13 protein-coding genes are annotated in these 12,959 nt (G+C 62.2%); 6 read left to right on the top strand and 7 right to left on the bottom strand.

Annotated features, from left to right (window positions below):
• Nucleotides 1–6: 6 nt before the first annotated feature.
• Genes N0K08_RS09340 through N0K08_RS09330 form a run of 3 tightly spaced genes read right to left on the bottom strand, consistent with a single transcriptional unit; the run spans nucleotide 7 to nucleotide 3,895 of the window.
• Nucleotides 7–1,713 (bottom strand): putative 2-aminoethylphosphonate ABC transporter permease subunit, encoded by a 1,707-nt coding sequence (locus N0K08_RS09340; RefSeq protein ID WP_261499975.1) that lies wholly within the window; start codon nucleotides 1,711–1,713, stop codon nucleotides 7–9.
• A complete protein-coding gene (locus N0K08_RS09335) occupies nucleotides 1,710–2,828 on the bottom strand; it encodes a putative 2-aminoethylphosphonate ABC transporter ATP-binding protein (RefSeq protein ID WP_261499973.1) in 1,119 nt (372 codons plus the stop codon). The genes N0K08_RS09340 and N0K08_RS09335 overlap by 4 nt, the downstream gene beginning before the upstream one ends.
• A 32-nt stretch (nucleotides 2,829–2,860) precedes the next feature.
• The gene (locus N0K08_RS09330) at nucleotides 2,861–3,895 is read right to left on the bottom strand and encodes a putative 2-aminoethylphosphonate ABC transporter substrate-binding protein (protein WP_261499971.1); all 1,035 of its coding nucleotides are present in this window, start codon (nucleotides 3,893–3,895) and stop codon (nucleotides 2,861–2,863) included.
• Between the two features lie 161 nt (nucleotides 3,896–4,056).
• Here N0K08_RS09330 and N0K08_RS09325 point away from each other — a divergent pair, with 161 nt between their 5' ends.
• The 3 genes from N0K08_RS09325 (at nucleotide 4,057) to N0K08_RS09315 (ending at nucleotide 6,287) form a co-directional block, all read left to right on the top strand.
• Complete coding sequence (locus N0K08_RS09325) at nucleotides 4,057–4,794, top strand: phosphonate utilization associated transcriptional regulator (RefSeq protein ID WP_261499970.1); 738 nt, start codon at nucleotides 4,057–4,059, stop codon at nucleotides 4,792–4,794.
• A gap of 37 nt (nucleotides 4,795–4,831) precedes the next feature.
• Complete coding sequence (locus N0K08_RS09320) at nucleotides 4,832–5,692, top strand: DMT family transporter (RefSeq protein WP_261499969.1); 861 nt, start codon at nucleotides 4,832–4,834, stop codon at nucleotides 5,690–5,692.
• Between the two features lie 88 nt (nucleotides 5,693–5,780).
• Complete coding sequence (locus N0K08_RS09315) at nucleotides 5,781–6,287, top strand: GNAT family N-acetyltransferase (protein ID WP_261499968.1); 507 nt, start codon at nucleotides 5,781–5,783, stop codon at nucleotides 6,285–6,287.
• 139 nt (nucleotides 6,288–6,426) lie between these two features.
• Here the strand turns inward: N0K08_RS09315 and N0K08_RS09310 are convergent, their stop codons facing one another.
• A complete protein-coding gene (locus tag N0K08_RS09310) occupies nucleotides 6,427–7,080 on the bottom strand; it encodes a hypothetical protein (RefSeq protein ID WP_261499966.1) in 654 nt (217 codons plus the stop codon).
• A gap of 412 nt (nucleotides 7,081–7,492) precedes the next feature.
• Nucleotides 7,493–8,725 (bottom strand): hypothetical protein, encoded by a 1,233-nt coding sequence (locus N0K08_RS09305; protein WP_261499964.1) that lies wholly within the window; start codon nucleotides 8,723–8,725, stop codon nucleotides 7,493–7,495.
• Nucleotides 8,726–9,269: 544 nt separating this feature from the next.
• On the opposite strand from N0K08_RS09305, the gene N0K08_RS09300 reads away from it, so the two are divergent.
• The gene (locus tag N0K08_RS09300; protein ID WP_261499963.1) at nucleotides 9,270–9,647 is read left to right on the top strand and encodes a DMT family transporter; all 378 of its coding nucleotides are present in this window, start codon (nucleotides 9,270–9,272) and stop codon (nucleotides 9,645–9,647) included.
• 217 nt (nucleotides 9,648–9,864) lie between these two features.
• Nucleotides 9,865–10,101: a VOC family protein gene (locus N0K08_RS23300; protein ID WP_408642932.1), complete on the top strand. Its 237-nt coding sequence runs from the start codon at nucleotides 9,865–9,867 to the stop codon at nucleotides 10,099–10,101.
• A 172-nt stretch (nucleotides 10,102–10,273) separates the two neighbouring features.
• Here the strand turns inward: N0K08_RS23300 and N0K08_RS09295 are convergent, their stop codons facing one another.
• Complete coding sequence (locus N0K08_RS09295; protein ID WP_261499961.1) at nucleotides 10,274–11,740, bottom strand: FAD-dependent oxidoreductase; 1,467 nt, start codon at nucleotides 11,738–11,740, stop codon at nucleotides 10,274–10,276.
• Nucleotides 11,737–12,147 (bottom strand): helix-turn-helix domain-containing protein, encoded by a 411-nt coding sequence (locus N0K08_RS09290; protein WP_261499960.1) that lies wholly within the window; start codon nucleotides 12,145–12,147, stop codon nucleotides 11,737–11,739. Before N0K08_RS09290 ends, N0K08_RS09295 begins: the two co-directional genes overlap by 4 nt.
• Nucleotides 12,148–12,305: 158 nt before the next feature.
• Here N0K08_RS09290 and N0K08_RS09285 point away from each other — a divergent pair, with 158 nt between their 5' ends.
• Nucleotides 12,306–12,812, top strand: a complete 507-nt coding sequence (locus N0K08_RS09285; RefSeq protein ID WP_261499959.1) for a GNAT family N-acetyltransferase — start codon at nucleotides 12,306–12,308, stop codon at nucleotides 12,810–12,812.
• Nucleotides 12,813–12,959 lie beyond the last annotated feature (147 nt).

The raw sequence follows: 12,959 nt of genomic DNA, 5'->3' as shown, positions 1-12,959 counted from the left end.
GGCGGCTCAGCGCGCAGGCGCTTTCCAGGCCTGCGTGCGCTTGTCCACCAGGCGGCCCAGGCCCATGTACAGCAGCGTCACCGCCGCCGAGACCGCGGCGATGAGCACGGCCATCGCCGCGGCCGCGCCGGTGTCGCCGGCTTCGTCCAGGTTCAGGATGGCCAGCGACGCCAGGCGGGTGTCGGGCGAGTACAGGAAGACCACGGCCGAGATGGTGGTCATGGCGTTGATGAAGAAGTAGCGCGACACGTCGAGGATGGCCGGCAGGCAGATCGGCAGCGTCACGCGCCAGAAGGTCTTGTACAGCGGCACCTTGAGCGAGGCCGAGACCGATTCGAACTCGCCATCGATGGCCTTGAGCGCCGTCACCATGGTGATGTGGCCCGTGGTGTAGAAGTGCACGACCGTGCACAGCACCATCAGCGGCAGCGTCTGGTACAGGGCGTTGAGCGGATTCGCCGGCGCGTTGAAGAAGAAGATATAGCCCAGGCCCAGCACCAGGCCGGGCACGGCCATGGGCAGCATGGCCAGCAGCCGCAGGACGGGCCTGAGCGCGGGCAGGCCGCGGGTCTTCTCCAGCAGGTAGGCGCCGACGAAGACCACCAGCGTGCCGACGACGGCCGTGGCGCTGGCCAGTTGCAGGCTGTTCCACAGCGAGGTGGCCACGCCCGCATCCACCAGGCCGGCCACGTAGTGGTTCAGGCTGGGCGCCAGGTTGTAGGGCCAGAAGGTGGCAAAGGAGGCGAACACCGCCATGCCGAACATGGCCAGCACCAGACCGATGACGGCCAGGCACAGCAGCGTCATCGCCAGGTCGAAGCCGCGTGCGGGCCGCGGCACCAGGGGCACGGCGCGGGCCGTGAGCGTGGCGCTCTGCTTGCGCTGCACCAGATTGTCCACGCCATAGGTCAGCAGGGCCGGGGCCAGCAGCAGCAGGGCCACCACCGCGCCGCGCTGGAAGTCCTGCTGGCCTATGACCAGCTTGAACACGTCGGTGGCCAGCACGTTGAAGTTGCCGCCCACCACCTTGGGAATGCCGAAGTCGGTGATGACCAGGGTGAAGCAGACCAGGGCGGCGGAGATGAGCCCGTACTTGGCGCCGGGCAAGGTGACGGTGAAGAACTTGCGCACGGCGCTGGTGCCCATGGCATCGGCGGCCTCGTACAGCCGGGCGTCGGCCAGCGACAAGGCCGTGACCAGAATCATCAGCACATGCGGAAAGCTGGCGAAGCATTGCGCCAGCACGATTCCCGCGGCGCCGTAGATGCCGTCGAAGCCCAGGGCCTGCCAGAACTCCTTGGCGATGCCCTGGTTGCCGAACCAGTAGATCACCGAGATCGCCGACAGCAGCGAGGGTGCCAGCAGCGGCAGCAGCATGACCGCGCGAAACAGCGGCTTGCAGGGCATGCAGCTGCGCGTGAGCGCATAGGCGAAGGCAAACGCCAGCGGCACGACGATGGCGGTGACCAGCAGCGACACCCAGAGGCTGTTCCACAGGCTGCCCAGCAGCGCCGGCGAGGCCAGATAGGAGGAGAAGGCACTCAGACCGGAAGCGCCGCCCAGCGACTGCGCCAGAATGGCCAGCAGCGGCGCCAGCAGGCCGACGGCCAGCACCAGGACCACGCCGATCAGACCCAACTGCGACAGCCGGTCGCTCCAGTGCACGCGCTGGCGCAACGGCCGGGCGTGCCGGCCCAGAACGAGGGTGTTCATGCGCCGTCTCCGGCGGCGAAGGCGCGCAGGCGGTCGGTGCGCAGCGCAAAGCGCACGCGGCCTCCCAGATGGACCCGGTATTCGTCCATCTGGTTCAGCGAATACTGCAGCTGCACCGGCTGCCCGGGAATGCCGTCGACCTCGATCTCCGCCAGGCAGTTGCCGCCCAGGAACTCGATGCGCCGCACCCGGCCTTCGCACAAGGCCGGATCGTCGTGGTGCAGGGCGTCCAGGATGCGGTCTTCGGGGCGCAGGTACAGCACCGCCGGGCTGCCGGCTGACAGCGGGGCACCGGCCGGGCCTTTGAGCCGCTTGTTGCCGCAGCGGAACCAGTGGTCGCCCTCGGCCGTGGCTTCCAGGCGGTTGACCTTGCCGATGAAGCGCGCGACGAAGGGCGAGGCCGGCTCGCGGTAGATTTCGGTGGGCGTGCCGATCTGCTCGATCACGCCATGGTTCATGACCACGATGCGGTCGGCCACGGACAGCGCCTCTTCCTGGTCGTGCGTGACCATGATGGTGGTCACGCCCAGCTCGCGCTGCAGCGCGCGGATCTCGTTGCGCAAATGCACGCGCACGATGGCGTCCAGCGCCGACAGCGGCTCGTCCAGCAGCAGCAGCCCCGGCGAAGTGGCCAGCGCGCGCGCCAGCGCCACGCGCTGCTGCTGGCCGCCGGACATCTGCGCCGGGTATTTGGCGTCGCTGCCCGGCAGGCCCACCAGCGTCAGCAGCTGCTGCACGCGGGCCCGCACCTGGGCACGCGGCAGCTTGCGGTTCACCAGGCCATAGGCCACGTTGTCGGCGATGCTGAGGTTGGGGAACAGCGCATACGACTGGAACACGATGCCGTAGTCGCGCTGGGCCGGCGGCAGCACCGAGATGTCCCGGCCGTCCTGCAGGATGGCGCCCTGGGTCTGGGTCTCCAGCCCCGCGATGATCCGCAGCAGCGTCGTCTTGCCGCAACCCGAAGGACCGAGGAAGCAGACGAATTCTCCGCGCCGTATGGCGAGGTCGATCTGTTCCAGCGCGGTGAACGTGCCGAAACGCTTGTTCACCCCCTGCAGCTGCAGGTAAGTGGGCGCTTGCAGGCGGGTGTTGCCGGCGGCAGGGTAGGGCATGCTGTACTCAGCTGCGGTTCGCGGGGCCCACATCACTTCTTCGCTTCGCTCTTGGTGTCGTAGCGACGCGTCCATTCCGCCAGAATGCGGTCGCGGCCCGCGGCGGACTGGTTGAAGTCCATCTTGATCAGGCGCGACTCGTAGTCGGCCGGGATGTTGGCCAGCTTGGGCGCCACGCCGGGCTGGGCCGTGATCGCGAAGTTCTTGCCGTACAGCAGCATGGCGTCCTTGGAAGAGGCCCAGTCGGCCAGCTTCTTCGCCGCATCCAGCTTCTTCGTGCCCTGGTAGATGGCGAAGCCTTCCAGGTCCCAGCCCAGGCCTTCCTTGGGGAAGACGAGTTCGATGGGCGCGCCCTTGGACTTGTTGATGTGGCCGCGGTATTCGAAGGAGATGCCGGCCACGTATTCGCCAGCCGCCGCCATGTTGCAAGGCTTGGAGCCCGAGTGCGTGTACTGGGCTATGTTCTGGTGCAGCGCGTCCATGTACTTCCAGCCGCCGCCCTTGCCGCTGTCGTCACCCCAGAGCTGCAGCCAGGCCGCCACGTCGAAGTAGCCGGTGCCGGAAGAGGCCGGGTTGGGCATCACCACCTGGCCCTTGAACTCCGGCTTGAGCAGGTCCTGCCAGCTGGTGGGCGTAGGAATGTTCTTTTTCTTGGCTTCGATGGTGTTGAAGCAGACCACGGCGCCGAACACGTTCATGCCCCACCAGGCGGGCGGAGTCTTCTTGTCGCGGTACTGCACCATGATGGCGTCCAGGTTCAGCGGGGCATAGGGCTGCAGCATGCTGTTGCGGTCGAACAGGGCCAGGCTGGATGCGGCCACGCCCCAGATCACGTCGGCCTGCGGGTTGGCTTTTTCCGCCAGCAGCTTGGCCGTGACCACGCCGGTGGAGTCGCGCACCCACTTGATGGCGATGTCCGGGTGCACCTTGTTGAACGCCTCCTGGTAGGCCTTGAGCTGGTCGGTTTCCAGCGCGGTGTAGACCGTCAGTTCGGTTTTCTGGGCCTGGGCGGCCAGCGAGAAAGCAAGGCCCAGGGCCAGTGCTGCGAGGGGTTTGACGAGTTGCATGAAGAAGCTCCGGGAGCACCAAGGAAGTGGCAAATTTGCCATTTCGATAAGTCATCCTCATGACATGTGCCGGGTGCAAAATGCATCTCACCCCATCGTTGATTGTTTATTGCAGATTGCAGATCGTAGACAATCTGCTGTCTGAAAGGCGCGTACTCCCCATGGATTCCTCTCCGTCCCCGCACCCCACCATCGCACAACTGCAGGGAAATTCCCTGGCCAAACTCGTGCAGAACGAGGTGGAGCGCCTGATCCTGGACGGCACGCTGCTGCCGGGCGCCAAGCTCACGGAGAGCACGCTGGCCGAGCAGCTCGGCGTCTCGCGCGGACCGGTGCGCGAAGCCTTCCGGCTGCTGGAAGAGGCCGGCCTGGTGCGCACGGAAAAAAGCCGCGGCGTGTTCGTGCGCGATGTGCCGATTGAAGAGGCGCTGGAGATCTTCGAGGTGCGGGCCGTGATGGACTTGTACGTGGGCCGCAAGGTCGCGCAATGCGCCAGCAGCGGCGAAGTGCGCGAACTGCGCCAGTTGGTCGATGCCATGGACCAGGCCGTGAAGGGCGGCAACGCCCAGGACTACCACCGGTTCAATCTGCTGTTCCACGACCGCCTGCTGGAACTCGCCGGCAATGCCAAGCTGGTGGCCACCTACCGCAAGCTGGTGAACGAGCTGTCGCTGTTTCGCCGCCGCAACCTCACCGACGAGTCCATGGCGGTGTATTCCCGCGAGCATCGCCAGATCGTCAAAGCCATCGCCGCGGGCGATGCCGAGGCCGCGGGGCAGGCCATGTACGACCATGTCATGAACAGCCGCGAACGCACGCAGCGCAACTACGCGGCCAAGCAGGCGGGCGGCAGCACTGTTCCGACCGCACGCGGCGCGCGGCGTTCCGTCTCGGCCTGAACGCCATGCTGAAGCCTCTTTACCGCGCAGTCCTCGCATGACGATGCCGTTCTCGGTCTTTCTGGCGGTCCTGCTGGGTGCGCTGCTGCACGCCAGCTGGAATGCGCTGATCAAGTCTTCCAGCGACAAGGCGCTGGACACGGCCTTGATCCACAGCCTGGGCTTTTTCTTCGCGCTGCCCCTGCTGCTCTACACCGGGCTGCCCGTCGCCGCGGCCTGGCCTTATCTGCTGGCCTCCACACTGATCCACATCGGTTATTACGCGGCCTTGAGCGGCGCCTACCAGCATGGGGACCTGGGCTTCAGCTACCCCATCATGCGCGGCTGCGCGCCGCTGCTGGTCGCCCTGGGCAGCCATGCCTTCCTGGGCGAGAGTCTGTCCACCGCCGCCTGGCTGGGCGTGGCCGTGATCTGCGTGGGGGTGGTGGCGCTGGGCCTGCTGCCCGCGGGGGCCAAGGGCGCCAGCGGCAAGGCGCTGGGCTTCGCCTTGTGCAATGCCGCCATCATCGCCGTCTACACCGTGGTCGACGGCCTGGGCGTGCGCGCGGCGGGCGACGCCGTGGCCTACGTCGCGGCGCTGTTCCTGTTCGACGGCATTCCCTACCTGCTGCTGGTGCTCTGGCGCCGCGACGCCGCGGGCCGGCGCCTGGCCTGGCGCTACATGGCGGGCCGCTGGCGCATCGCCTGGCTGGGCACGCTGGCTTCGCTGGGCAGCTACGGCATCGCCCTGTGGGCCATGACCCAGGCCCCCGTGGCCGTGGTCGCCGCGCTGCGCGAGACTTCGGTGTTGTTCGCCGCGCTGATCGGCACGCTGTTCCTGCGCGAGGCCTTCGGCCCGCGACGCGCCCTGGGCGTGGGCATGGTGCTGGCGGGCGTGATGGTGCTGCGCGGCGGCTGAGCGCGGCCGGCCCATGGACGGCTGTCGAAATCCAGCCAAAATCCGATCCAGGCACACCGCCATGATTCACCCGCAGTAAAGGACTTCAATGCACGTCGAGATCCGCAACGAGACCGCAGCCGACGTGGAGGCCATCGACGCGGTGACCACCGCGGCATTCCTGACCGCGCCCCATAGCGACCACACCGAGCAGTTCATCGTCAAAGCGCTGCGCAAGGCCGGGAAGTTGGCGGTCTCGCTGGTCGCCGAGGCCGATGGGAAGGTCGTGGGCCACGTCGCCGTATCGCCGGTTTCCATCTCGGATGGAGCGGTGGGCTGGTATGGGCTCGGTCCGATTTCCGTGCTGCCGGAGCACCAGGGCCAGGGGATTGGCGGGCGTCTGATGAACGCGGCTTTGCAAGCGCTGCGCGAGCGCGGGGCCGCAGGCTGCGTCGTGCTGGGCGAGCCGGGCTATTACGGGCGTTTCGGTTTTCAGGTGGAGCCCAGGCTTGTGCTCGCGGGCGTGCCGGCCGGGTATTTCCAGGCGGTTTCCTTTGGCGAAGCTATGTTATGTGGTGTGGTTACGTACGAGGAGTCGTTCAGGGCGCGAGGGTGACGGAGCTGGGACGGAGCTACCGCTGCAGTGAAGGTAGTGGGAGGTATGGCTGGGGCGTGAACTGCATGTACGGGGTACCTGATTAGCACGATAGTGATCGTTGTCACAGAGAAACCGAATGCGCTTGCGGCAACAGTTTCTAGGCTGCTTGGGACTGTATTTCTTTCCTCAACTGTTGAGCTCGCTTCTCGCTGGTCGCATTGAGCCATTTGCGTCCGGTTTTGGTCTTAAAGCCGTACCAAACCCATGGGCGCTTCCACATGGAGACCTGCAGCTTGGTCTGTTGGTACAACAAGTCATCCAGAAGGAAATTCAGCTTCGAATGTTCAGTCTCCATGTGGGAGGAATCTGTCTGCATGATTTCCAGGACCGGAGGGCTCAACTCTCGCGACTGAGCTTGCCCTGAGTCGATATAGTGGTTGATCCGCAGAACTGCAGCTCGGGCGATGTACTGCGATGCCTGTCGCGGAACGCTGCTGTCTTTAGCGTCTAAGGTGCGCAAACGCTCTAGGAGGTCAATCACTAAAACGGGATCGTTGACCTCATGCTTGGGCATATGCGCGAGTTGGCGAACACGGGTACTGAGACTCAGAGCGTCTCGCAGCAAAAGCATGGTGGCAAGCGACAGATAAATGTTGCCTTCAAGCTCAATCAACTTGTCTCGGCGGGCTTGTGAGGCGTGCTGCACCCAAGGGACTGCAAGTGCGACTAGCAATGCGAGAAGTGCTCCAATTGTCTGCGCCCAGCCCGAGAGATCTTGGTTGACCTTCATCCAAGCGAGCAAGTCTTCCATACCGACCTCCCTGCGTTCTTGTTAAATTTGAATTCAATTTTGGCTGTAATCTGCGGCAGTGCTGAGTAGATAGCCTGCTTCTGCTGCGAAGCGTAGGGTCCTCGGCGAAACTAGAGCGATAGCGATGGAGTTGCCGTCAGGCGCAGAAGACCGCTATCGATCGAGGCTGTGTAAAACTCGTTTTCTAGCTTGTGGAGGGGTTCTTGAAGGGTACTTCGTACCCTTAACTGGGTTGTGATCGACAGTTTTTGACCGTTTTGAGAAGTCTAGTGTCCAATCCGTAGGTCACAGGAAATCGTGGTTTGAATTTTAAAAAATAGACTTATAGCGGAAGCTCGACTCGCTAACTAGGGCGGCGCGAACCGAATTTTCAGGCGCCGAAAATTCGCGCCACACCTCGTCGGGTTTCGGGTCAATCAGATTTGTTGTCGCGAAGAATCGTCAAATACGAGCGCCTCTCCTTGTCTCGCCATGTAGCCAGGATGTGCTCGGTCAACGCGGGTACATCAGTGGCCAGCGTCGATGGCCAGATACTTGGGTTGTAGTCGAAGACACGTAGCATGTGATCGATGTCGAAAATCGCCGGCGTACCCTTCGCCCGAATCAGGCACACAGGTTTGTTGAAAGCGATCCGCATGCCGAGTTCGAACAAGACGTTTGGATTATGTTCGGTCAGATCAACGATCACTAAATCGGCGCTGTCCAGATCGTTGACTATCGTGGATTGGATAACTTCGCTGCCTGCCTTCTTCGCCGTACGCGCATTGAAGTCAGCCTTCACAGCTGCGGGCGTAATGAGATGCTTCAGAACTTCGTCGAAGTAGCCTTGCTCATATTTTCCTGACTTCTCAGAGAATGGCATCGCGACAAACGCCACAAGCTTGCCGGAGTTCGTCGACTCACCAAGGATGATCGAATCGCCACTGTTCGACGTCGACTTACTTCCAGCCGTTGCCGTCTTACCTACGATCGGACTGGAACCCGTGGCGGCTTTCAGGTACGCGACATTTTTTTGGAACAGTTGATAGAAGTCGTCCTGGAACTGTTCTTCGACCCCGAACTCCGTCTTGAGCGTGTTCTTGAGGTACTGGATCTCCGGAAGCACGCCGCCTTGGTAGTAGTCATAGACTTTTTGGAATAGCGATACATTCCTGAAAGCGGTATTTAATGCCTCCGAATACATAACTGAGGACTTCGGGTACGCAAGACTGCGACCAAGGTCAGTCAATTCAATTTTTGCTGTATCGCGTGTTCCCACAGTTAGACCGTAGTCGCGGCAAGCTGCTGTCAGGTAGAAGTAGTTGTTGCTCAGTCCAACGCCGAGCACCCTTGCGATTTCCTTCGGCGCCCAAGGATTACCTGCGTTGAATTCCTTAATGGTGTTGACGAGCTTCACGCACTCTTCAAGCCCTGATAGGGGAAAGTTCCGTTTGGCCTTCGCTCCGGCGGGCACCTTTCGAGTCTTACCGTTCTTCGTCACCGCCTTTTTAGCCACAGCGGACTTTGTTGCGGGCTTCTTAGCTGCCGTTGTCTTGGTGGTGGCCCTTTTCGGTGCGGTTGCAGAGGTCGGAGTTGCACGCGGCTTCACTATATCGACTTCGGAAACGTTTGCTTCAGGCTCAGAAGCTCTTTTATCCTCGCGCATTAGTCGTCTCCTGTTACTTGATTTTTAAGCGATTCTACGAGATGTGTCAGAACGGTGGTACCAAGCGATTGGCGCATGACGCTGCCGTTCCCGGTCTTTCTGGCGGTCCTGCTGGGGGCGCTGCTGCACGCCAGCTGGAATGCGCTGATCAAGTCTTCCAGCGACAAGGCGCTGGACACGGCCTTGATCCACAGCCTGGGCTTTTTCTTCGCGCTGCCCTTGCTGCTCTACACCGGGCTGCCCGTCGCCGCGGCCTGGCCTTATCTGCTGGCGTCCACACTGATCCACATCGGTTATTACGCGGCCTTGAGCGGCGCCTACCAGCATGGGGACCTGGGCTTCAGCTACCCCATCATGCGCGGCTGCGCGCCGCTGCTGGTCGCCTTGGGCAGCTATGCCTTTCTGGGCGAGAGCCTGTCCACCGCCGCCTGGCTGGGCGTGGCCGTGATCTGCGTGGGGGGGGGCGCTGGGCCTGCTGCCCGCGGGGGCCAAGGGCGCCAGCGGCAAGGCGCTGGGCTTCGCCTTGTGAATCGCCGTCTACACCGTGGTCGACGGCCTGGGGGGGCGCGCGGCGGGCAACGCCCTGGCCTACGTGGCGGCGCTGTTTCTGTTCGACGGCATTCCCTATCTGCTGCTGGTGCTCTGGCGCCGCGACGCCGCGGGCCGGCGCCTGGCCTGGCGCTACATGGCGGGCCGCTGGCGCATCGCCTGGCTGGGCACGCTGGCTTCGCTGGGCAGCTACGGCATCGCCCTGTGGGCCATGACCCAGACCCCCGTGGCCGTGGTCGCCGCGCTGCGGGAGACGTCGGTGTTGTTCGCCGCGTTGATCGGCACGCTGTTCCTGCGCGAGGCCTTCGGCCCGCGGCGCGCCCTGGGCGTGGGCATGGTGCTGGCGGGCGTGATGGTGCTGCGCGGGGGCTGAGCGCGGCCCTTCCTGGTGGCGAGAAGCCGCGACGCGCCGCGAGGGCGAAATCTCATTCCGTACCAGGAGGAAGTCGGATGCCGCAGGCAAACCCATTACGCCTGTTTACGTTCGTGCTCGCCGTACCCGACCTCGCGCGCAACACGGCCTATTTCGGGTCTGCCTGAGCTCTACGGTGGAGTGGCGGGAGAGGGGGCCGCGTGGGGCGGTGCGCATCATGCTAGGCCATTGTCCGGACGCAGCCCTGCCTTCTGCGACGGGCGACCACAGCTACTTTGGATATTTGCACCGGGACGACGTCGATGCGCTGCATGAGGAGTTCGCCCAGCGGGGCGCGTTGATCCAGCGGCCGCCAGCGGACCAGAAGCATGCCATACGCGAATTCCTGGTCATAACGCCTGATGGGCACCGACTCATGATCGGGCAGAAACTGGCGGTGGAAAGGGGCAGCTAGGTGTGAAGTGTCAGCTGGTTGTTTCCTGAGCTATCGACCGAGTCTGAAGGTTCAGGGGGCTATCTCACAGTGCCGGTGGATGGCTGATAGTTGGACGTGATGCCACTCTGTTCGCCGAGGTGAGATGAATTTGTCAAGCAGAGAAAATTCTGCAAGGTTGCGATTGGCCTTGTCAGGCCGACACTATGTATGGCAATGGGATTGCTGACATGCTTATTCGGTCTGGGTGGGTTTTTGGTGTTAGGCGAACTATTTGAGAGCTCTCGATCCATTGCTTGTCGGGTCCAAAACGCACAACCAGTTTCGCAGGGACGATTGACAGGCCACCGCTTAACTGGATGGTTCCACCTCCGCCTGCGGTGATCGGCGTTGATGCCGCCACAGCCGACAGGACGGTCGTTTCTTTATAACGAACGTATTTTATATTTTGGCTGTGGGGCATGCTGTGTTGGCAAGCATTGATCAGATGAACGCAGAACCGATTGAGTAGGTAGGCCCGCGTCAGATATTGCTCCCTATAGACATGGTGCACACGCCCTGTGCCTATACGCAACTCTGATAAAATCTTCTCTTGGACCTTCGGATTTTTGGCGAGATCCTCGCATAGCTGCTCACACTGTTTGTCGATGAGGTCGTAAACGTTTGTGTCACGACTCCAGGTCGCGAAAAGTCTGCTTTGTTGCTCAAGCGACGCGAGCAAAGGCCTCACCTGATTGATTTCATCACGGATAGAGGTGGAGCCGGACTCAAGAGCCTCGATCAACGCGAGTGGATGGTCGTGCTTCGTTACTAAGCGGAGCACATCCTGAAGGGCTCCATCCCCCGCCCCAAAAACCGCAACTTCAATATTCTCGATGCCGCTTGCACGGAGGTCGTCGTCGCGCCAGAACGGCAGGCCACGCATGCCTTGGGGATCTCCGTCGACCAGATGGACGCGTTCCTCACCCATGCCTGCAGCAAGGATGACATAGTCCGGCACAAAGGCACTATGACTGGGGTTGGGCACGCTCGGAGTGGGTGGAGGACACCCCAGTGAGGGAAGAGGTTGGCCGCTACTGGCTGCAGCTACGAAGTGGGTAACGTATTCTCGGGTCCAAGCGGCAGGCACCTGAAAGCGGAACTGTGGCGGTTCTTTTTGCGTGAGCATGACCGTGGTCAACCAGTTGTGAAGTTGAGTCGCCAACTCACTGGACGGCATGGGGGATGTGGAATTCCAATTTGGTGTGCCGAGAATTGGCTCGCCAAGAGTAGTTGTTTCAGGCGGGTAGTGCTGCAATTGGCATTCAATGCTAGGCCATTCGTACATGAACGGTCCTACCATGCGCGTGGATACTCGGGATTGGAGTTCGAAAGCTTTTTTGTTTGTTTCTAGCACCACCGTCTCGATCCCCAAGGCACTGGCATGCGCAGCCGCGCAAACACCGGCTAGACCTGCGCCCACGATTAGCAGGCGATTGCAATGCGGATCGGCCTGCTTGAGGTCTCTCACCAGCAACTGCGCGCGGACGATCTGATCTCGCATGCTCGCGTAGACCATTCCAGATGAAATATCAAAGGTTTTTGCGGCGCATTTGTTAGCGAGGACCGCCAAGCCATTGCCTAGGCGGGCAATAGAAGCGGATACATCGGTGGTGTTCATTCAATGGTCTCCAACAGGCGCTCGAAATCGGAAGGTAGCAACGCGAACAGGTAAGGATGAGACAACACTTCACGGAAGCCGTCGCCACTCTGGCCGTTGTTTCCCTGTCCGTCTCCACGCTGTGGCGGAGGGACTGCAGGAGGACCGTCTACCGCATCGGTGAGTGTTGCTCCCTGCTCTGGCGCTTCTACCTGGAACGTGCCGTCCTGCGTACGCTTGATCAGCCCTAGCGCCTCAAGTGTGCGAAGCGCCCGGTAAACGGTTGACATGCGGCTCTGATCAATTGGATCGAGAGATCCTCTGTAATTCTCTGGCTGCCAGCGCGCGTTCAGCTCCTGTGCAGTGAAGGACTGCTTCTCGCTCACTAAGCGTCGAAATACTTCCACAATTTCACTTTCACGGCTCATTCAGGTCCTCCTTGACCATCGATGGGGCAGATGTTCGTTTTGCTCTCATGCTATCTGCACATTCCCCTCTGCCTCTGTTCAGGCGAGGACAATATGCATCGAATTCCGCATAACGCAGAAGCCCGTGGATGTACGCTCATGAGCAGCAAAGGACTTCCATGCACGTCGAGATCCGCAACGAGACCGCAGCCGACGTGGAGGCCATCCATGCGGTGACGACCGCGGCATTCCTGACCGCGCCCCATACCGACCACACCGAGCAGTTCATCGTCCAGGCACTGCGCAGGGCCGGGAAATTGACCGTCTCGCTGGTCGCCGAGGTCGATGCGACGGTAGTCGGCCATGTGGCCGTATCGCCGGTCTCCGTCTCGGATGGGACGCCGGGCTGGTATGGCCTAGGCCCGATTTCCGTGCTGCCGGCGTATCAGGGCCAGGGGATCGGCGGGCGTCTGATGAACGCGGCCTTGCAGGCCTTGCGCGAAAGCGGGGCCGCAGGCTGCGTCGTGCTGGGCGAGCCGGGCTATTACGGGCGTTTCGGTTTTCGGGTGGTGCCGGGCCTTGTTCTGGCGGACGTCCCGCCTGAGTATTTCCAGGCGGTTTCCTTTGGAGGCGCCGTGCCATGCGGCAGGGTTGCGTATGACCAGGCGTTTGGCGTGCGGGGGTGAAAAAGGCCGGATGCGGGCAGGAGTGGGCGCATGCATTCCCCAATGCTCCAGCGCAGGCCACGGATGGAAAAGCCCACCCCGTACGGCCAGGCCTTGTCGCTGCTGAGCGCTATAGTGAGAGTGAGCGCGTTCCCGCACCTGATCCAA

It is taken from the genome of Acidovorax bellezanensis (assembly GCF_025421555.1).
Classification (GTDB): domain Bacteria; phylum Pseudomonadota; class Gammaproteobacteria; order Burkholderiales; family Burkholderiaceae_C; genus Comamonas; species Comamonas bellezanensis.
This window is presented reverse-complemented; position numbering and strand designations above follow the sequence as displayed.